Source organism: Prolixibacteraceae bacterium, assembly GCA_019720755.1.
GTDB classification, from domain to species: domain Bacteria; phylum Bacteroidota; class Bacteroidia; order Bacteroidales; family Prolixibacteraceae; genus Halosquirtibacter; species Halosquirtibacter laminarini.
Window position 1 is genome coordinate 1,426,510 of record CP081303.1, and the last position, 20,813, is coordinate 1,447,322.

Consider the following 20,813-nt stretch of genomic DNA (forward strand, 5'->3'; position numbering starts at 1 on the left):
TGTTTAGTTTAGACTTTGAATAATAGAACGTGCAACAATAGGGGGAAAACCTTCAAAGGCACTCTTCACAAGCTTCTTAAACTCCTCTTTCTGCTCTTCATTGACTTCGACAGATTCTCCTTGGTAGATGAGTCTTCCAAGTTCATAGACTTTGTCTGAGCCTTGTGAGTAGATATAGTTTCCGAGGTGCTTCTCAATGAAGTCGGGAGCCAATGCATTCTCTTTGATGATGGCTTGTCTTACATCGTTTCCTGCTAGATCCTTGATCTTGATCTCTTGTACATTTTTTTTCATAGTGTGTCGATTATTATAAAGTCAAAATATAAGTCTTGATAACTTCCATTGAAGGCTCTTAGATAGAGATAGAAACCATGTACACTCCTCTCTCCATAGGTCCAACATATATCATTGTTCGCATCCCAGTTCTTATTTCTTTTTACTCGGATTGATCCCAATACGATATAATGGTAATTAATAAGATCCATCCCTGTGGTGCTTACAAAAATTCTTTTGTCACCGTCTATATCTCCAATAGTAATAGATCTCGTTCTTTGAGTAACTGTCAGTCTGCCTCTGATACTTGTGTCAGGCAATAGTGCTTTCCCTGCGTTAATGAGAACCGAACCATAAATTGACATAGCATACTCACTGTCTGTAGGACTATCAATGCGCATCCCTCCATGATCCCCTCTCAAGTAGAATGATGCTCCATCTGGACCAGCACCAAGAGTAAGAACCTGTTTATAATTTTTATAGAAGTATAGTGTGTTTTTTGATGCATCTACTTCAAGACGTGTTCCTCCAGTACCTGTTTTTAAATCACCGATGATATTGGCTCCTTGGGCTGTCAGTTGTCCTTCTGGTGTCACAATGAATTTGCCATTACCAAGATTGAAGCTACCTGCAGTAATATTTCCTAAAGCATGGATCTCTTTGGTCTTGATCAGACTCGTTTTGATATACCCTCCATCAATGATCGTGTTATCCAATCGTGCGATGGACACTTTACTTGCATAAGCAAGACTTCCTAACTTGGATGTGATCGCACTTTTTATGTCCTCAGGTTTGTATCCAGACGCAAATCGTGTTTGTCCATTGACCTCAATTTTAGATGCCTTGATTCGAACTGCCTCTGCACTTTGATTGATGGTTGAGACAATGTTCCCTTTCTCCACTTTAGATGTAATCGCCTTTGTATTGATCTGTATCTTACTGTTGGCAGAGGTTACTCCTTTGTTTGTTTCTGTAATACGCTTCGCTTGAAGGGTAATATCCTCTTTGGTTTGATTGATTTCTGTGGATAATGATGTCTTTATATTTTGAATCTGGTCGTTAATATCTTCGGGTGCAGGAGTCCAGTCAGTAGCTTTATTGCCAAACTCAAGTTTGTAGTTTCTGTACTCTAACGTTGAATCTTTTAGAACATTTCTACCATTGAATCCAGAAATACATTGTATTGGATTTGATGTAAAGTTCCAATCTATGGGAACATCTAGAATTGCGTTAACTTTTTGCCAATGATGATTCGAAGTATCAATCGATACACGTGACCTCTTTCGTTTGTGTCTGAAGTCCCATTCTAGGTATAAGTCATCCCAATTTCCTGTTAACTTTATCTCACAACTTAATACTAAGGTTTTTCCTCTTATCTCAATATTAAAAGGGTAAGTTATCCATTGGTAACAATTCCAATAGCTGTCTTTTAAGTTTGATAGAATTGTAAGCTTTCCTTTTTCTCTTTTACTTTTAGTATGATAATCGCTTCCAAGCAAGTAATAATCTTGACTATTAAGTAATAGATTTCTTCCTCCAATCTCTATGTCACCGACACACTTCTCTGCATGCTGCTTGGCTTCTTGTAACTTTGCTTCAGCATCTTTAATTGCTCTTTTTTCTTCATCAGATACCTTCCCATCTGCGTGGGCTTCAGCTTTTACTCTTGCGGCATTTGCTTCGGTTTCAGCATATTTCTTCTGGGCAGCTATTGCATCTGTTATAGATTGATTCGTTTTCGAAAATTCTTTGTTTACTTCTGTTTGTGACACTTTTGAAGTGATTGCCTTACTATTGATATTTATTTGGCTATTCGCTTCTGTAATTGCTTTGTTGGTTTCTGTAATACGTTTGGCTTGAAGGGAAATATCCTCTTTCGTTTGATTGATCTCAGTAGATAGTGTCTTTTTTACTTCTTCTGTTTTCGTGTTGGTATACTTCTTTGCATTTGCAAGTGCAGCATTGGCTTTTGCTTCTGCATCTTTAATTGCTCTTTTTTCTTCTTCAGAGACCTTCCCATCCGCATGTGCTTCTGCTTTCACACGTTCAGCTTCTGCCTTTGCTTTGACATACTCTTGATATGCTTTCTCGATATCTTCTGGAGTTGGTGTCCAAACTGTAGCCTTGTTTCCTTTTTCAACTTTCAAGTCTGAAATTATGACTTCTCCTTTGCAAATAATGTCAACAAAACCTCTATACTCATTTCCGTCAATATAATGATCAATGTAACGAGTCCCACTGAAAAATCTCCATTCGGAGTTAATATCTAATGTTCCTATGGTTATATCAGAAATCTCAATATGTAGGGTTTGATCTATGTTACTTTTAGCATTGAAACTTATTGAATAATTCCCTTCACCATACTCTGTAAAATTTCGATACCTCCAATATCCAAATTGATTAGGTGTAATTTTAAAGGCATTAAATCTATTTCCTTTTCCATTTGAAGAAAGGATATTAAGTCTAGTTAACTCTATAAGATTACGTCCACCAATCTCTATGTCACCGACACACTTCTCTGCATGCTGCTTGGCTTCTTGTAACTTTGCTTCAGCATCTTTAATTGCTCTTTTTTCTTCATCAGATACCTTCCCATCTGCATGAGCTTCAGCTTTTACCCTTGCGGCATTTGCTTCAGCCTCTGCATATTTCTTTTGGGCAGCTGTCGCATCGGTTATTGCTTTATTGGTTTTTGAGAACTCTTTGTTTACTTCTGTTTGTGATACCTTGGAAGTGATCGCCTTACTATTGATATTTATTTGACTATTTGCTTCCGTGATTGCTTTATTTGTTTCTGTTATACGTTTGGCTTGAAGCGTAATATCCTCTTTTGTTTGGTTGATCTTTGTGGATAGAGTCTTCTTGACTTCGTCAGTTTTCGTGTTGGTATACTTCTTTGCATTTGCAAGTGCAGCACTGGCTTTTGCTTCTGCATCTTTAATTGCTCTTTTTTCTTCATCAGAGACCTTCCCATCCGCATGTGCTTCTGCTTTCACACGTTCAGCTTCTGCCTTTGCTTTGACATACTCTTGATATGCTTTCTCGATATCTTCTGGAGTTGGTGTCCAAACTGTAGCCTTGTTTCCTTTTTCAACTTTCAAGTCTGAAATTATGACTTCTCCTTTGCAAATAATGTCAACAAAACCTCTATACTCATTTCCATCAATATATCGATCAATGTAACGAGTCCCACTGAAAAATCTCCATTCGGAGTTAATATCTAATGTTCCTATGGTTATATCAGAAATCTCAATATGTAGGGTTTGATCTATGTTACTTTTAGCATTGAAACTTATTGAATAATTCCCTTCACCATACTCTGTAAAATTTCGATACCTCCAATATCCAAATTGATTAGGTGTAATTTTAAAGGCATTAAATCTATTTCCTTTTCCATTTGAAGAAAGGATATTAAGTCTAGTTAACTCTATAAGATTCCTTCCACCAATCTCTATATCACCCACACATTTCTCTGCATGCTGCTTGGCTTCTTGTAACTTTGTCTCAGCATCCTTGATTGCTCTCTTCTCTTCTTCTGATACTTTTCCATCTGCGTGGGCTTCAGCTTTAACCCTTGCTGCATTTGCTTCGGCTTCTGCATATTTCTTTTGGGCAGCCGTGGCATCGGTTATTGCTTTGTTGGTTGTTTGGATCTTTCCATTCACATACGTTGTGGATGCTTTGGAAGAGAGGACGGTTCCAATATCTTCACCACTATGCAAAGCAAAGTGTCCTTTGAGATATACGTTCTGGGCAAATAGACCATATCCCTGCAGGGCTCCAAATTGAGGATCCACAATACCAGAAAGATTCCCCATTCGTTGTGATAGTTTATCATGAAGAGAGAAACTATTTATACCAGAGTAGAGATCTATGACAGGATTACTTGATCCAGTAGCAGAAAGAATTATGGCATTCTGCCTTTCTTGATTGCTGGTGTTTCCAAGTAATACTAAATCATCCCCCACGATAGGTGCAGCATTTCCATCTTTGATTGCTTTAGAAAGGTGAATGTAATCATCCCCAATGGATGTAACTTTAGACCATAGATAGCGTGGGACTCCTCCAAAAGTTTGAAGCCTTACTAGGTCGTTTACTACAAAAGGATTTGTAATATCCCCATCCTTGGTGTCGAAATAACATCTCCAATAAGCCCCTCCTTCTGTCACTTTAGAGACCTTCATCGATGCTGGAGAGATGATGACCATGCCTCCAACAGCACGAAGTTTTTGTATTACGATCTCATAGAAGGTCGCACTTTTACGTACCGTTAAGTTGTCCAGCTCTAAAGAAGCATTCGGAATATCTATTTTCATTCCTTCTCCAGCGAAGCCCGAAACAAAAGAGGATGAAACAATAGGACGTAAGAAGCGAACCATCTCTTCGATACACGTAAAATAGTTTTTTCCATTGGCTCCAGCTTGGAAACCATGCAATGCAGAAAGAATGTCCTTCCATGAAGTTTGTCCTTGAACCTCTTGGTTGATGTCTTTTCGAATAAATTGCTTCGAAGTTTTCCCTTCTAACTTTGCACTATCATCAGAATGAATCGATTGCTTTGCCTTCTGTTGAATTGTATTCTGGTCAATCCAATTGGATGCTTTGTTCCATTTGTTCTTCTCTGCAGTAGAGGTATGAATAGAGGTGTCTTCCATATGAGACTCTACGACCTCCGCTTCTGCAAAATAGGTGTCAGGCTTATTGTTTAACTTGTTCGCATTGTCTGCGACTTTTGCGTGTTCCGATTCTTTAGATAGATCCGCTTTCTTTGCGTGGTCTGCCTCCCTTGCATGATCTGCAAATATCGCTTTGGTCTTTCCCTTAGAGGTGACAATATAGTTATCCTTATCTATCTCCAATGGTAGTTTTGGAAGGGCTCCTTGATTTGATGCACCACCTCCTGTAGTTCCACTGGATGAACTTTTCCCTGTGGATTCTTTTGTCTCTGTTCTGATATAGTCTAATACTCTATTTTCGAATGAGAGAAGCTCCACCAACAGAACCGTTGCTTTATCTTTATATAGATCGTGACTCACGGATGCCACTTCAAACAGGGTCTCTTGATGTTGAATGATACGACTATAAGAGAAGTGTATCCCTCTGATATCACCTTTCAAAGTCACCCTTGCTTTGCGATTACGTGAGGTGATCATCTTACCCAGGATCTCACTTAAAGGATATTTGTTTGGTAGCTTCTTATCACTCCATGCTTTGGTTGGAATATGGTTGTTGTTGGTTGTATAACCACGATATGCCAAGTCTATATTCTGGACAGAAGGAGCATCTCCTGTAAGATATTTACAAGTACGCTCTTTACCAGTTGCATTTTCATTCACCGTAAAGTGGTAAGTAAAACCCTTAGGAAGAGGATTGTTCTCCTTGATGAACGTCACACTAATATCTTTATATTCAGACCATGATACTCCCAAGTTTCCATGGGCAGTACACTTCCCTCCATATAGACGTAATTCAATCTCTCCATCTTGATTGAATCCATCGGTTACCAGTTTCATCTCATAGAATGAAACACTAGACATTGGAGTCGCTGAGAACTCTTGTGATTCGATATAAGAGGCACTACTTTTCCATCCCTCTTTCGAGAGCCATTTTCTATTTCCTGATGTTGGTTTAAAACTAAATTGGATGAATACCTTTCCTGTGGTGTTTCCAACCAATCCAAATTTAAAAGCCAATAGCAGATCCAAAGAGGTAGCTTTAATCTTCTGGGTAACCTTGAGGTATCTTTTGTAATCATCATTTGTATCACGCATCACCCCAAATGACTCTTTCCCTGTAGGCTTATATTTGCCCCCATGATTCCAAAACCATCCCTTTGCATATTCCCCATTATTGGCAATTATAGGAGGGAGAATAGAGTTTTTCTTGTCTAAGGTCTCTTCTATCTTGGCACTCTTCATGGCTTTAGTCATAGACATATCCAGTACTCCCACGACATGAATATCCCCATAACCTAATGAAGTTAGTTCTAATACTTTTGGTGCTTCTTCATTTCCTAGATATAGTCCTTGAAAATCGTATACCTTTCGTGTAGATAACTTATCACAGGATCTTGTAATTTGCCATTGTCCATTTAACTGGGTAAGTTCTGCATCATACCTTGATAGAATATCTTCCAGTACTTTATAACAGTCTAGCTTGGTATCCTCTCTTACTTTGGGATTGTCATAGCACTCCACCAAAGGACTATGATTAGGGTTAAAACTATCTTCAGTTAGATCGATTGCCACAGAAAAAGGAAGCTCTAAAAGCGTCTCTTTAAGACAATCTCTCATCGTAGCCAGATGATTCTGGAACGTTGAATATGTATGATATTTCAACTCCTTTAGAAGTCCAACTCCATCGGATGCTGTGATGGTTACTGGAGACATATAGGTGTATTTCTCTTGATACTGTTCCGATAATATAAACCCCTGCCAAATGATCTGTCCATTCATTAAGAGTTGTACCTTGAACTCTTTGCTATCTTCAGTGTATAGCTCTTGAAATTCCCCCTCTATTTGAGGTTTCAAGGTGAACTTTAATGAGGTTCCTTTGATCCATGTGGCACTATCTTTAGATAGAATGGCTCCATCCATTGTAGTAGATCGATACAATGTATCCCCTGTGTAATCTCTTTTTAATATACGAATCTCATACTCCTTATGGAATACTTTCGAAGAGAAGATGCTATGATATTTTAATCCGAAATTCATGGTTCGTTATCTACTATTAGGTGAGTATACGTTGTCTTTGACTCTCTTGTTTGATGGTGGCCACAAGGTCTCCTGCTTTCTGTCTGAACTCTCCTGATACTTGAACTTGTACCAGACTAGAGTTCGGTGTAGGGAATTGCCTTACATCGAAATTACCACCAACAGGACTAGAAGATCCTCCAGAAGATCCAGATGCAACACTAGATAAAGATCCTTTGACTGCAGTACCTAGTGCCACCAATGCAACACCTGCAGCAATGGCCACCGCACCATTCAAACTCTTTAGTGCAGCCTTTATCCCTAGAGTGGCCACTCCTGTTGCAATGGCAATCTTACCTACTTGTATTGCCATGTCTGCAAACGTACTTGCAACGAGATGAGTAAAGCCTTTAAAAAAGTTCCCACCCTGGGCTAGCTTCCCAATCAGTGTACTAACACCAATGAGAACATTCTCTGTTCCTGCTCGGATAATTGGAGAGATGTCTGTAAATGCATTCTTGTAGTTTTGTACAAGTTGTTCTGCCATGATTCTTGTTTGCTCGGCAAAACTATTGAGCTTCTCTGTTTCAAGTTGTGGTTCAATCGTTACTGGTATTTTAGTTCCATCGGTGGAGGTAACTTCTTGAGATACTTGCACCACCTTCTTGGAGACAATACTTTCTGCCAACACCTTATTTAAACTTCTGGTTGCATCAGCATTCTTATGAACCTCTCTAGTTAGTCGATTATAATCACGCATTAAAGTGATAAGACCTGTAGATTGCTGGGCTTCTAAATTGATCGCTTTACCTCTCAGAATTTGAAGCTCTTCATTGTCTTTATTCATATTGTTAGCCAATGCCTGCTGTCTTTCAAGAATACTAATCTTCCTTTTAGTAAAATCAATCTCTTCTGCAGAGAGTTGTTTTCTAGCTTCCATTGCATTCTTAGTCGCTTGAAGTCTCTCTTCAGCACTATATTTGTCCTCCTCTCTTGACTTCAAACGATTCTTTGCAATATCGGCTTCTAGTTGTGCTTTTCTTGTGATAAAAGCAATCTGATCCTTTTCCAGTTGCTGCTCCTCTTTTTTAAGAGCCATGGCCGCTTTGCTTTCTTCTCGAATCTCTTTTCCTAAGCTCTTTACATTTCCAATAATTTTTTTTGTCTGCTTTTCATCCAGTCCTGTTAAAGCTTGATTGAGAGCATATCCCAAATCTTTGACTGCTTCTTTCCCTTCTCCTCTCAAGATGGCTCCCACGAGTTTCATTGAAGCATCAATAATCTTAGGTATCGCAGTAAAGCGATTAATAAATAATTTCTTTATGGTTTCCCAAAGTCCTTTAACAGCTTCTTTGGGATGGGAAAAAGCCCAAACCATCTTCTTTCCTAAAGCTGCCAATCGATCCACTATCACATCCATCACTGCTCCAAGTCCTGCAAAGACACGTTTCACTGCATCCGCTCCCTCTTGGGTTCTAGTAAAATAAGATAGAAGTGCTCCAAATGCGATAATGATCGCACCGATACCAGTAGATATCAACGCTTTTTTAATAATAGCCATTGCAATTTTAAAGACTCCTGCGCTTCCTTTTGATCCTTTGATGGTACGATTAAAGTTCTGAAATCCGTTCTGCATCGAATCAATGGCAGTGTTTACGGGACCAAGATTCACTCCAAAAGCGGATGCAATGGAATTGGTTGCATTTTGGGTTCCCTTGGCAAACTTCTTGGTAGACCTATCGGCTTTTTTTACCGCCTCTTCATACTTGGTGGTGTCCCCTGATATAATAACTTTAACGGCTCTCTTACCCATGATTTATATCTTTAATGGCATTGGCAATTGCTTCTTGTACCTCTTTGGATTGGAAATTGTCTTCCACTACTGGAGGAGTCTGCATCTCTTCCCATGATGGAATGGCGTCCATAAAACGCTCACGATCATTTTCCGATAACTGAATCGATCCCAAGGCGATAGTCTGTTGTCTTTGGAGGTTATACTGGAATTGCATTTGTTGTTCATGATATTGATTGAATCCAGAAAGAGCAGTATATACTTCACCTACACGAGATCGATTAAAGTCATTAGGTGTCCAACCAAGGACACCTGTCACTATTTGTTGAAGAGTCTTGACAGAAAACTTCGCCTCTTTTTTTTTACCTCTTTGGTATGGTTCTCCTCAGGTAGTACTGGAGCAAAGTATTGTTTGGTGAAGACTCCAGCAAAAATATTTAAGTGTCCTGGTCTTACGTGTGCTTTCATTTGGTCGAAAGTCATTTCAAAAGTTCTCCCTTCCAGTTCTTCTCCAGCTTGAATGGACACATACAACCATATCAAAATATATAGAGTGTCAATCCCTTGTCCCTTCTTTGAACGAGACACACATAAAGTTTCAAACTCAGAGAGTGTGATTCCTGATCTAGCTTCGAAAGCTTCTGCAGCCAACATATTGACCTCTACACGATACTTCTGTTCTTCTATCTGAAAAAAATCTTTCATGACTGTTCCTTTATCGGTTTACTTTGCAATCCCATCTTGGAGGGTTTCATCTTGGATGACCTCTGCCTTTAGGCTGTAGGTGGCATATCCATTAACACCTGCCTTTTCACCCCATGAAATAATCTGTAGATTGCCTTTCAATTGTGGCATACCTGTCTCAAGGCCATAGACGAAAGGACATCTTTTCCCTTCTCTTGCAGCTTTGCGCAAAGGAGCCCAGTCTGTTGTTGTTGGTGCACCTTTATCATTCACGCATAAAACACCAGAGATACTAAAGGACTCTTCTCTTCCAACCACCTCTTTCTTTTCGTGCCCATTGTCCTCTTTTACCAGAGAGGTTTCTGTTTTCACTGAGGAATCGAAGGATACATCAGTAACTCCAGCAAAGAGCTTATCCTCACACTTGATAGTGATCGTTTTCGCTAATATTCGTTTCTGTGTCATGACTAATATTGTTTGTGGTTTCTAATATAAATTCTCCTGCAGAGAAGTATCGTTCTATGGGTTCTTCAAAGTCGATAGGTTCCCAACTCTTTAATGTTTTATCCAGTACTCTAGGATCAGAGATATTAAGAATGGCACGTGTTACTTTGGGACGAAGGCTTTCAATCACATCAGGATCGACTCCATAAATATTGATGGTGACCAAGTATTCACAACCATAAATACCTTCTCTGTCCTCATGAACTGCAGTCAATTCATGACTATGAATCACCATCTCATGAAGAGGGAGCTGGTCTTTTTGATCGTTGTACAAGATGCTGTAGCTCTCAAATCCATAGGAAGTAAGCTGTTGTTGTATAATCTCTGAAATCATCTGAATCCTTTTTTACGTAAGAACTTGTCAAACTCTCCTTCAAATGCATCGGCTGCTTTCTCTTCTGCCTGTTGCATCACTGCATCAGAAGATCCTTTCTCAAAAAATCCTAAGGGCTTAATCCCTCCTTTCATCCCCTTACTTCTACTTCGTCTGGCATACACGAATTTATGGCCTTTACTTCTGTTGTCTAGAGTTCCATAGTTCTGCCACAAAAGAAGGAAGTAGGCATCCCACACTTGAGACCTTTTGTTGATATACTTGATTGCTTTTGCATAGAAACCAACCCATAATCCGATGTTCTTTCCCCTCATCGATTTGGCTTTCAATACTGCTTTGAACTTCTGGTATTCTGGAGGCAACGCATTATATAGTTCACGTCTTATCACCGTAGCTCCTTTGCGATAGCAACCCACAAGAACCTTCTTCTTTACAGGTTCTGCCCAGTTCATAAACATGATCTCTACCTGAGGATCAAGGTGTATTTCTGCCTGTTGACTCGCCATACTTAAACACGTTTACAAATCATCTCCATCTCTTCATGGTCTCTTACAATCTCATCTATCTCGTAGATTATATGATCCTCACGAAGACGCTGTCCCACATAGATGTCGTCACGTTTGTGTGTGGCAAATACCACCTTTGGTCTTTTCATTACTCCATCATAGGAGGTCTCCTTTCGTTGGTCTGCTAATAGATAACCAACCCCTTTCCACTCTTCCTGCTGTGCTCCAGTAGGACTACGAAATAACATTCTAGACAATATCTCTAATGGGGTGTTATATTGTCCAACTTCTTGGGCTCTGTTGTTCTTATACATGAGGTATCGATATGGCTTTGATCTGATTCTTTGCAAAAGTGTTCCGTTCATCTACATAGTCTCCACCATTAAGGAAGATCGTAGAAGCCGTCAATCGTACAGCATTCTTTACAATGTGAGGAAGTTCATCCGCATTGTATCCTGCAGTCATAGTGATCTCAATGGCATTATGTCTTTGGGTGTCCACCAGTGGTAGTTCTCCAGTAAAATAGATGTTGGCTGTAAGCTCTCTATTGTCTAGATGTGCCTGTGCTTCTTCAAGCTCTTTGAGGTTTCCAAACTCATCGATATATTTAACCGACACAATCTTTCGTACTGGACCTTTTGAGATCTCTTCAATCTCGTCCCAATTGGAAGCACTCCCAACCAATTCACATGGAGCCAAACTACGACCACTATAACGTTCAACCCAATCGGAAGCCTCTTCGATGATCTCTTCAATAAGGGCATCCTGATGGTTGTGTGTCAGACGAAGTTGCAACTTAGCCTGATCCATTGTGATCAAATGAAGAGGTTGCTCTCTATTTTTTCGAAGTACTTTCCACATGGTCTTATACTTTTAGGTCTTGGATAAAATGAAGAACTTTCTCCATGGCTTTGTTTCCGATACCATTTACTTCTATTAAGCTCTCACCAGCCTTTTCAATTTCATCTAAAGAGGTATATCCATTTTCAAAAAGGAGCTCTCTATATGGCAGGTCTTCATGTAGTTGATTCTCTTCGCTCTGGGTACTAGACACAATAGGCATGGCATACTTTCCTGTGATAAAAGTTTGTGCTACAGGTTCACCTAGTTCCACCTTGTCTCCCACAAAATATGAGTAGAAGGGATGGCATCTAATAATTTCTACTTTCATGGCTTTAGGTATAAAAGAGGAGAAGAGGTTTTTACTTCCCCTCTTTGGTAAATATTATAGGGTGATGATATCCTTACAAACAGCGAAGGACTCTTTACGGCGAACGGTGATGTCGTGCATCGAATGGATAAAGAGTTTAATTGCATTTTGCGATGCTGCAGTATAAGGATCAGAGATCAAGTCGATACCGCCCCATGATCCAATATATAGATCGGCAAAGTTTCCAAAGATCATAGAAGAAAGATTCTGTCCTGATCCTTTACTCAGATTGGATGGAAGCGAATTGGTTACGTGTGCATTGTAGCCATTCACTAAATTCTTATCCCAGATATAACCAGCCACGGCATCCGCTTTGAGTTTGGTCTTTAAGTAACCACGAACTTTGGCATTGGTGATATATGCCAAGTTTCCAATGTCCGCATTCATTTGAGAGATCAAGGTCTCCAACTTGACAATGTCGTCCCATGAAAGTCGATCACCATTAGATCCCAAACTGTGTGCTTGAATGCCATCTGTATTCAAGATACCTAAAGGCTCTTTATCTCCGGCTCCATTAAAGGCAGCTGTTTGAATACCATAGGCCATGGCATCTGTAAGGTTTTGACGAACGATCTGCTCTGCTACATTGTTGGTTTGAACCAAAAGTTTGCGTGAGATAGATCCTGCACAAGCCATCATCTTTGGTTGAAGGACTCGTTTGGTGGTCTTCATTTTACCAGCATCAATACCTTTGGATTCATCAATCCATGATGCTTCGAAACCAGCTCCATCAATCAAAGGAAGATCCCCTTGAAGACCTGTAAGGTAGGTGGCTCCCAATTGAGAAAGAATCATTTTATTTCTTAGCTCCATCAAGAAAGAACCTGCCTCTTCTGTAATCAACTCCTGACCTGCTCCAGGTTCAGTCGTGTTTTGTGATGGAAGTGCACGTCCTTGCGAAAGGATACGATGAGGAATAGAGACTCCATTAAAAGATTTACCTTGAGCAGTCGCTTCTTTTTTTGCCTCTTGATCCATCTCTCTTTCAATACCATCAAGAGGAGTGTCTCCAGCAGCAATACGAAGTGCTCTGGCAAAAGAGTAACTTCTTAGGTCGTTGTCGTCTTGAGTAGAGATCGTCTGGGTAGACGCTCCAGCTGCAGCACGAATAATATCTTCTGCTTGTTCTGTGCGTTGAAGCTCTTCATTAAGGGCTTTCAACTGGACTGTTCCATCATCAAATTGTTTCTTTTCATCATCGTTCAGTTCTGCAACACGCTTTGCCAATGGCTGTAATGTTGCTCGGAGATCTGTAATCTCTTTCTTGATTGCTTGGGATGTTCTCATTTTTATTCAGAATTAAGAGTTTGCTAAAGTCTTGTAATAGGTAAGTTCTCTCTGGAGGGATTCCACCTCTCTCTCTTTCGATCGTAATAGTTCTTTGGTGTCCTCTTCTGGAACAATCTCTTTTCCTTCCAGAAGGTCTAATATGTTGGTCACACGTAGTTGCTCAATTTCAGAGATGCGGTAATTACTACCGAGGGCTTTCCATATATACATCAATGCTTGGGAGGTGTTGTTTCGAAGTTGACGTTTGAGTGCCTCTTTGTTGGATGGGATATTCACCACCGACACCTCTAGTAGTTCCCGTTTGCCATAGAAGTATGTTGCATCTCGTTCTCCTGCAGCTTGATCATCGGCTCCCCAATTTCCCTCTTCTGTTGGAAGGAATCCCACGCTTACTGCATTGAGTGTTCCTGCCAACACCTTACGAAATATCTTCTCCGCTTTAAGATTGAGTTCTGCCTTTTCGAAAGTGATATCTACTAATAGAAGTCGTTCCGTTTCATCGATATAGGCATGTCCTTTCCCAATGACATCATCAGGATCGGGATCGGTACACATCGAAGCACCATACACATTGTGTTGGTATCCAATGATCGGATTGGCATTGAATGAGTCAAGCTCCCATCCTTCAAGAGGTAGGATGGTTCCATGGCGGTCTTTCGTTTCCGAGGACGCGATAAAGGTGATGGTGCGAGTCTCTTCCACATTTTCTGGAATGGCTCTCACAGTCCCTGAAGTGATGGGAGCGTAAGGAGTATGGATGGTGGTAGGTGTGGTCATGACTTATTCTTTTGTGTTTGATGTATTGTCTTTCTTATTCATCTTACCAGCAAGGTGTGCAGGGTAGAGTGGTTGATCGTTGTCGAGTCCTTCAATCTTTGGAAGGTTCTCCAGTTCTCTGGCTTCATTCCTTGTGAGGATACCAGCTTGTGTCAATCCTTTGACATATTCAAGTCGTGTCTTGGTGTCTCCACGAAGGAGACCATCCACGGAGTATTTAATGGTCAAGCCCTCCTTGGGATCGATGAGTTTCTGTTTCAATTCAGCTTCTACCATCTTAATCAAAGACCGAAGAGAGTAGACGACGAACTCAATATTCTGATGTTCTATGTTGGAGAATGTGGCTCTGGATAGATCCTTCAGTAAGTGAGGAGGTATATTAAACCAACGTGCCACATCTTGAATAGAGAATTGACGTGTGGCAATAAACTGTGCTTGGTCGTTATTGATTGGCACAGGATGATACTCCATATTGTTCTCCAGTACTGGAGTCGAAAAGTTGTCTTTCAATGCACCATGAAATTTACGGCTCCACTCTTTGTATTGCTCTTCTGATTTAAAAGCTTGTGGTGCTTTCACCCATCCTTTAAATTGTCCCTTCTTATCGAAGAACTCTTTACCAAAAGACTCGGCACTTTTACCCAGTGCTAAATTTTCTCTTCCTACCATCACAGGACTACGACCAATGATTCCATCCTTGGTGTTGATCTTTAGATGTAGTACTTCGTAAGATAGGAAGCTCCCTTGTATTTTGGTGTCTGATATTTTGTAGATAAGATTGAGAGCTCTATCCATATGTACCACAGTAGATAACCATGATACTGGAATGATAGAGGTTGGAACTCCTTGTTCTGAAAAACGAATTACTGCAATGGCATTGCCATGAAGTTGCAGCGAACGAAACAAGGTTTCAAAGAAGATATAGTTGGTTTGAAAACCATTAGGAGTATTCAGGAGTTGAACCACAGGGTGATCAAATAGACGTGTCCTGTTGTGATCCTCTTGTTTATATAATCGTATTGGAAGGGATGCTGGAACTTCTGAAAGAAGGCGCACTGCATTAAATACAGCCGCCATCTTTTCTGAATCACTGCCCCCAACTCGAGTGATATTTTGTAACCAGTCATAAGAGCCAACTAGATGATTGTTATCATCTTGCTGATCGTTTTTTTTCGATCTTGTAAATGCATTCGAAAGTAAGGCTCTTATTTTCATAACCATAGAATTTGTAAGATCTATGGCAAACGTAGAAATCAGGATTCAAAGTAAGGGTAGACATTGTCGCCTTTTTGAAACATTTCTTTGTAAAAAAATATTAATTTAGACGATTATAGCTTAAATAAATACTTCTATGGAAAATAATATTAAGAATTTAAACATATATCTCCGAAATATAATCTTAGAATTAAGATATGATCCAAATCCAATTATTCTCGATTTAAGAGGACAGTTGATAAACAGACTTATTAGTGATAAAAAATTTAAGGGGTATATTTGGAGTTTAACAGATAAAGGGATTGTATTAAACGATAAAGAATCAAAAGATGAGTCGTTGTATACAATTATTGTAGAAATTGATCGTTTGTCATATATTTCAAGGACAGTGGCTAGTTCAGAGGATCATTTTAATCGTTTTAAGAAAATACTAGAACTAATATTTCAAAGTATCGATAATGTTAAACTTAGGCGAATTGGCTGTCGTGTTCAGGGAGTTTATAAAGTCCTATCAAAGGATTACAGTAAGATATTTAATTCTTTCAAAGACCAGTTTAAAACAAATTTGTTTTTAAATGATTTCCCTTCAAAAGATCTCAAATTGTTAATTGAATATGAGAATGGACGCTATGAAACAGGCCCAATAGGTAAAAATGATTCTTTTGTTAGAACAAATTTTCCTAATAACACAAACTCTTCATTAGTTGGGATTGCAATCGATACTGACAATTATGTCATATTTGATGATTTTGAAGTTGATAAAAATAAAATTGAATCGAATACCAAAAGGATATACGACTTGTCTTTAACTGTAGAGAAAACTTTATATGAAAGGATGAAAGAATTTTAGAATATGAAGACAAATAAATCTGAGTTAAAAATAGCCTTTAGTAGGATTCCCAGAAAGAGTAAAAAAACAAACCCTTCTTATACTATTCCTGATCCCAATCCAATTACAGCTAAAAATGCAGGCCCGTATGGTATTCCAACTCAACCAATTCCAGAAGATAAAACGGAAGATGGTAATTTGAATCAGAGAATAGACTCTCTTTTCAATAATACTTCTGAACTTAAAACTGAATTCTATTCTGAATTAAATAAAAAAGTTGACCGAAGTGTATTTAATAAATTCATTTATGGATGTCTCTTTGTTGTTGTAATCACAATTTTAGGCTCCTATTTTGGTTTAATTAGAGGGTATGATAAAGATTTAGATAAAGTTTCCAATAAAATTGATAGAACTAATGAGGAGATTAAAGATATTAATAAATCAATTTTAGATGTAAAAGGTGAAATTATTGATATAAAGGAACGAACTGAAAATTTGAATTTAATTGAATATAAACTAATGATGCTAGAAAAGAGTATTGAAAAACCAAGTGCAAAAAAATAAATATTATTTTTTACGTCTAGTAAATGATTTATAGTTTTCATATCTATGCTGTCCAGTGATAATTAAAAACTCATTATTCATTTGTTCAAATACTTCAATGTACGAAATTTTTGGATCTATTTTGCGAGCTTTCTTGAGGTCTTCCTCAAAGAGCTTGCAAAATCCTTCTCTAGTAATCATGCGGATAATACGATGTGCTTGGTGTAAGGTGGTTGGCAGTTGGGGCTTCTCTTTAAATTTCATAGTGATAGGTTTTAGAAAGTACGTAAAGGGGTAATATAATCTTGAAGGTCTTCTGCTCCAGCCATGGAGCAACCAATGGCAATGATATCGGTGATCACTCCATCGATCTTATCTCGTGATCTTTTCTTGTCTGCTTTTACATTCTCATTGATATCTTTATAGACCACCACATTTCGAAACATCCAGTGTTTGACTGGATCACTCATCAGGTCGGCTTCTCCTTTGTAGATAATTCGTTCGAGTTCTTTGGTTGGCTCCGACATGTTTTTGATTCCCTGGTTGTACTCAAAAAGAATGTCTCCTAAACCATTTTGTTTCAATCCTTGGAAGACACCGTGGTATGCTTTGTAAGGGTCATATCCCAATGCTTTACAGTCGTACCTTTCAAGGATCATGGTGATGTCTTCTACCATACGATCGGTATCCAATACGTCTCCATTGAAAACATATATCCAACCCTCTCTACTCCATTTCAGGTAATCCACTTTATCTTCACGTTCTTCTACTTTGCGTTCTGGTATCCAGTACCAAGTTTTGAAAACAGGTCGTCCATGGATATTTGGAAAGTATAGAGATAAGGCATTGATGTCGACATGGGATGCAAGGTCTAATCCACCATAACAAACTTGACCTTCTAAATCTTCCATCGTAGTATCATGGTTATTCTTCTTCACCTTCTCATCGCTGATCCAAACCTCTGGAGCATTTACCCAGAGATTCAAGTTCTTGGTTTTGAAGTTGACCTCTTCAGAGGTTCTAAGTAGTGCTTCTTTGAATTGAGATCTAAAGCGATCCATATCCACCGAAACATTCAAGTTTGGATTGGCTTTTACCCATTCGGATTCTTCTTTCCACTTCTCTGGATCATCGATCGTGAAGATAAAGATGAAAGTGTCATCCGACTCTTTGTTTCCTTCTAGGATATCCACACAGGTATTTCGATATTCAAAACAAGGGAGTGTCTTGTCACGTCCTGCAGTGGTAATCACAAAGACCAAAGGTTGTAAACGGTTACCCATTGCCGATTCAATATTCTCTCTTACTTCGTTGCTCTTCCATACGTGATACTCATCGATGATGGCACAGTGTGGATTGATTCCCTCAATACCATCTGAGTCTCTTCCCAAAGGAGCCATCTTACTCATGGTGCTTTTGAATACGATGGACTTTCTCATTCGTGATGTTCTGGTCTTCAATGCTGGAGAACGATTAAGCATCTCTTTGGCTTTATCAAAACAGATCAAGGATTGCTTTTCCACCGTAGAAGCACAGTATATCTCAGCCTCTTTCTCTCCATCAAAGATCAACATATAGTTTGCAATGGCCGCTGCAAACGTGGTCTTTCCATTCTTCTTTGCAATCTCTGTATACGCTTTGGTGAAACGTCTTTTGCCATTGGCTTTCTTCCAACCAAAAACAATATAGATGATGGCAGCCTGCCATGGTTCACACTCGAAAGGAACATACTTGTTTTTGTCTGGAGTGTGGTATACTAGTTTCAAAAAATCGAATACCTTTCTTGCGGACTTCTCATCAAAGTACCATCCTTTTTCTGTGGCTTGATCTAGATCATCGATATGTCTTTGACATGCCAATCGAATATATTTACATGCCGGGATGGTTTGCTCTATTACCTGCTTGATATATTTTTTTGCTTTGTGACAACTCATAACTCTTCATCATATTTATTTGACAATGCTTCAAATTCATCTTGTGTCTGTTCTGTCATGACTCCTTTGATCTTGTGTTGGGATGCTGGAGTGATCCCCAATTCATTGGCCATCTTACGAGCGTTGTCTAGATATTCGCTCGCCATCTTATCCAGAGGATTGCGTATATATTTAAGTAGCGTTCCATTCTTATCATACACCGCCTGTAGTCTTGGCGTGGGATTGTCTTTGGTTCGTGCAAGCTCTTTCTCTGTAGTAAAGTACTTTCCCATCTCTGTGGCATAAGCCAAAACGATTGCAAGGTTTACTTCATTCAAAACACCCAGAAGCTTTAGTTGAGAACAGGTGGTCTCATAGAGTTTCTTTCCTTTGGTGCACAACTCACGTGGAGCTGGAGGCCATTGTATGATTTTTTGAAATGCTACATCGGGTCCTTTGTCTCTACATGGTTGCAATGTGCCTTGTAGTTTCTTTATTTCTCTATTTTTAGGTGGTCTTCCTGCCATTGTTGTAAGGTTAAAAAAGTTTTCATTTTGCATGCGACAACAAAAGAGGGGATGTGCGGTCGTGGGGGTCATTCCGTTTAGAGATCTGACTCCCCCCTTATCATGTTATATTTCTTCCCAACAGATGGGAGTTATTCGCTTTTTCTCTTCAAATCGTTTCTTTAGGTCTATTTTCATCGAATATTTGAATATTTAAGTAGAATAGTCGTGACAATAAATATAGTCTTTATTTGCCTAGAGCTATTTTAGGGTATCGAATATGCTATTTCTTGCCTCTTTTTAGCCCTTAGATTGAATGTATCACCCAAGGTCTGTATTGCACTATTACTTAAAGCTTTTTCACGCTCTATTGCACTTAAATAAATCATCGTTGTATCGATACTGGAATGTCCTAACATCTCTTTGACCGCTTGAAGGTCTGCACCATGTCTTATAGCAGTGATCCCTGCAGTATGTCTAAAGCTATGCATCGTGACTCCTGGTCTTTTCAGTTGTGCCGCTTCCAGTCTCTTCTTGATGATACGAGATAGTGCCATCGTATTGAGACGTTTGTTCTTATGGGTGACAAACAAAGGAGAGCATCCAGTATGATTTCGCTGGAGTAGATAGTCATTAAGATAATCCATTACGAACTCTGGAACACAACCAATGATACGATCCTTCTCGTCCCGACCTTTTCCCCAGACACGAAGCTTGAAACCATCGTATCCCATCTGTACATCTTCGACATCCAATCTACAAACCTCGATAGATCTTAATCCCATAGTGACCATCAAGGAGATGATTGCTAAGTCTCGATAGTCTATCACTCGATATAGTTTGATGGATCTTAATAGATGACAAACCTCTTTCTCTTGGAGGTACTCCTTACGGAATCCCTTGTATCGCTTAGGTGAATGAACTCCTGCTGCAATGTTCTCATAGAATCCTCTTCGTTCCATCCATGCAAAGAGCTGTCTCACACTGGATAGATAGTTATCCAGTGTGGTTGCTGCAAGATTCAAGGACTTCAAGTAAGACTTATAGGCAATGATGTTGGCTCTGGTAGGAGAACGAACATCGACCTTCGAAGTAACCAACCAACGTGTAAACACACGAAGGGTCGTTCGATAGTTCTTTCTTGAAGACTCCTTGATGTCTAACTCCTCCAGGAACATCAAGATCAATTGGTTGAACGAAAGAGAACTCTTGATAATCATCGTTTGATTCTTAAATGGGATGGATAATTCATATTCGTATGTTTCACTCTACCACGATCCATCATGGCTACCTTATGAATGTTAATGTGATCGTAATAGACATTCAGCTTCACATATGCGGTGAGTACATCGATCTCACCACCTTTCAAAGCAAACAACGTGTCTCTGATCTTCTCTTCTGCTTGGGATATTGAAAGCTTATTCATGACGTTTCTTTTTGTGTTGTTGAATCATTCGTTTGTCCGATGCGCCTTTGATTCGGTTGCATCTCATACAGAGAGGCTGGAAGTTCCTCTCATCATAAGGATCGTCACATATCTCCATGGGGATAATATGGTCGGTGGTCGTTGCTGGAGCAAGTACATGGTTCATCTTACAATGAACGCAAAACTGATTCTCTTCTCTGGATAGAAACTCTTTGGAGACCTTTCTCCATCGATAGGTATGATAGAAAGGATTACTCCTTTCTCGTACCTGTTCTTTTTCTCTTGCCTTTGAGAAGAGTCTGATGTTTTTCTTTCTCAT

At 39.3% G+C, this 20,813-nt stretch carries 22 protein-coding genes; 2 read left to right on the forward strand and 20 right to left on the reverse strand.

Going from position 1 to position 20,813, the window contains the following annotated elements; all coding sequences use genetic code 11:
• Positions 1-3: 3 nt before the first annotated feature.
• From K4L44_05810 to K4L44_05875, 14 genes are read right to left on the reverse strand one after another with little or no spacing between them, the layout of a single operon-like run.
• On the reverse strand, positions 4-294 hold the full coding sequence (locus K4L44_05810) for a hypothetical protein (protein QZE15347.1): 291 nt from the start codon (positions 292-294) through the stop codon (positions 4-6).
• Positions 291-6,986: a hypothetical protein gene (locus K4L44_05815; protein ID QZE15348.1), complete on the reverse strand. Its 6,696-nt coding sequence runs from the start codon at positions 6,984-6,986 to the stop codon at positions 291-293. Before K4L44_05815 ends, K4L44_05810 begins: the two co-directional genes overlap by 4 nt.
• A 16-nt stretch (positions 6,987-7,002) precedes the next feature.
• Positions 7,003-8,778 carry a hypothetical protein gene (locus K4L44_05820; GenBank protein ID QZE15349.1) on the reverse strand — a complete coding sequence of 592 codons (1,776 nt, stop codon included), beginning with the start codon at positions 8,776-8,778 and terminating at the stop codon, positions 7,003-7,005.
• Positions 8,771-9,076: a hypothetical protein gene (locus K4L44_05825; GenBank protein ID QZE15350.1), complete on the reverse strand. Its 306-nt coding sequence runs from the start codon at positions 9,074-9,076 to the stop codon at positions 8,771-8,773. The genes K4L44_05820 and K4L44_05825 overlap by 8 nt, the downstream gene beginning before the upstream one ends.
• Positions 9,076-9,462 carry a hypothetical protein gene (locus K4L44_05830; GenBank protein ID QZE15351.1) on the reverse strand — a complete coding sequence of 129 codons (387 nt, stop codon included), beginning with the start codon at positions 9,460-9,462 and terminating at the stop codon, positions 9,076-9,078. Before K4L44_05830 ends, K4L44_05825 begins: the two co-directional genes overlap by 1 nt.
• 18 nt (positions 9,463-9,480) lie before the next feature.
• The gene (locus K4L44_05835; GenBank protein QZE15352.1) at positions 9,481-9,906 is read right to left on the reverse strand and encodes a hypothetical protein; all 426 of its coding nucleotides are present in this window, start codon (positions 9,904-9,906) and stop codon (positions 9,481-9,483) included.
• Positions 9,860-10,279, reverse strand: a complete 420-nt coding sequence (locus K4L44_05840; GenBank protein QZE15353.1) for a hypothetical protein — start codon at positions 10,277-10,279, stop codon at positions 9,860-9,862. The genes K4L44_05835 and K4L44_05840 overlap by 47 nt, the downstream gene beginning before the upstream one ends.
• Positions 10,276-10,785, reverse strand: coding sequence for a hypothetical protein (locus K4L44_05845; GenBank protein ID QZE15354.1), 510 nt, complete (start codon positions 10,783-10,785; stop codon positions 10,276-10,278). Before K4L44_05845 ends, K4L44_05840 begins: the two co-directional genes overlap by 4 nt.
• A 2-nt stretch (positions 10,786-10,787) precedes the next feature.
• The gene (locus tag K4L44_05850; protein QZE15355.1) at positions 10,788-11,099 is read right to left on the reverse strand and encodes a hypothetical protein; all 312 of its coding nucleotides are present in this window, start codon (positions 11,097-11,099) and stop codon (positions 10,788-10,790) included.
• Positions 11,092-11,646, reverse strand: coding sequence for a phage head-tail connector protein (locus tag K4L44_05855; GenBank protein ID QZE15356.1), 555 nt, complete (start codon positions 11,644-11,646; stop codon positions 11,092-11,094). Before K4L44_05855 ends, K4L44_05850 begins: the two co-directional genes overlap by 8 nt.
• Before the next feature lie 4 nt (positions 11,647-11,650).
• The gene (locus K4L44_05860) at positions 11,651-11,956 is read right to left on the reverse strand and encodes a hypothetical protein (GenBank protein ID QZE15357.1); all 306 of its coding nucleotides are present in this window, start codon (positions 11,954-11,956) and stop codon (positions 11,651-11,653) included.
• A 54-nt stretch (positions 11,957-12,010) separates the two neighbouring features.
• Positions 12,011-13,282: a phage major capsid protein gene (locus tag K4L44_05865; GenBank protein QZE15358.1), complete on the reverse strand. Its 1,272-nt coding sequence runs from the start codon at positions 13,280-13,282 to the stop codon at positions 12,011-12,013.
• A gap of 12 nt (positions 13,283-13,294) precedes the next feature.
• Positions 13,295-14,062, reverse strand: coding sequence for an HK97 family phage prohead protease (locus K4L44_05870; protein ID QZE15359.1), 768 nt, complete (start codon positions 14,060-14,062; stop codon positions 13,295-13,297).
• A 3-nt stretch (positions 14,063-14,065) separates the two neighbouring features.
• On the reverse strand, positions 14,066-15,277 hold the full coding sequence (locus tag K4L44_05875) for a phage portal protein (protein ID QZE15360.1): 1,212 nt from the start codon (positions 15,275-15,277) through the stop codon (positions 14,066-14,068).
• A gap of 136 nt (positions 15,278-15,413) precedes the next feature.
• Between K4L44_05875 and K4L44_05880 the strand changes: the two genes are divergently transcribed.
• Both K4L44_05880 and K4L44_05885 read left to right on the forward strand, forming a co-directional pair.
• The gene (locus K4L44_05880; protein ID QZE15361.1) at positions 15,414-16,127 is read left to right on the forward strand and encodes a hypothetical protein; all 714 of its coding nucleotides are present in this window, start codon (positions 15,414-15,416) and stop codon (positions 16,125-16,127) included.
• A 3-nt stretch (positions 16,128-16,130) separates the two neighbouring features.
• Positions 16,131-16,670, forward strand: a complete 540-nt coding sequence (locus K4L44_05885; protein ID QZE15362.1) for a hypothetical protein — start codon at positions 16,131-16,133, stop codon at positions 16,668-16,670.
• Between the two features lie 3 nt (positions 16,671-16,673).
• On the opposite strand, the gene K4L44_05890 is transcribed toward K4L44_05885, so the two are convergent.
• The 6 genes from K4L44_05890 to K4L44_05915 form a co-directional block, all read right to left on the reverse strand.
• Entirely contained in the window at positions 16,674-16,913 is a 240-nt protein-coding gene (locus K4L44_05890) for a hypothetical protein (protein QZE15363.1), read from the reverse strand.
• 11 nt (positions 16,914-16,924) lie between these two features.
• Complete coding sequence (locus tag K4L44_05895) at positions 16,925-18,583, reverse strand: hypothetical protein (protein QZE15364.1); 1,659 nt, start codon at positions 18,581-18,583, stop codon at positions 16,925-16,927.
• Positions 18,580-19,089, reverse strand: coding sequence for a P27 family phage terminase small subunit (locus K4L44_05900; GenBank protein QZE15365.1), 510 nt, complete (start codon positions 19,087-19,089; stop codon positions 18,580-18,582). The genes K4L44_05895 and K4L44_05900 overlap by 4 nt, the downstream gene beginning before the upstream one ends.
• Before the next feature lie 245 nt (positions 19,090-19,334).
• Positions 19,335-20,288: a site-specific integrase gene (locus K4L44_05905; protein QZE15366.1), complete on the reverse strand. Its 954-nt coding sequence runs from the start codon at positions 20,286-20,288 to the stop codon at positions 19,335-19,337.
• Entirely contained in the window at positions 20,285-20,494 is a 210-nt protein-coding gene (locus K4L44_05910) for a hypothetical protein (protein QZE15367.1), read from the reverse strand. The genes K4L44_05905 and K4L44_05910 overlap by 4 nt, the downstream gene beginning before the upstream one ends.
• Positions 20,487-20,813 carry an HNH endonuclease gene (locus K4L44_05915; GenBank protein QZE15368.1) on the reverse strand — a complete coding sequence of 109 codons (327 nt, stop codon included), beginning with the start codon at positions 20,811-20,813 and terminating at the stop codon, positions 20,487-20,489. The genes K4L44_05910 and K4L44_05915 overlap by 8 nt, the downstream gene beginning before the upstream one ends.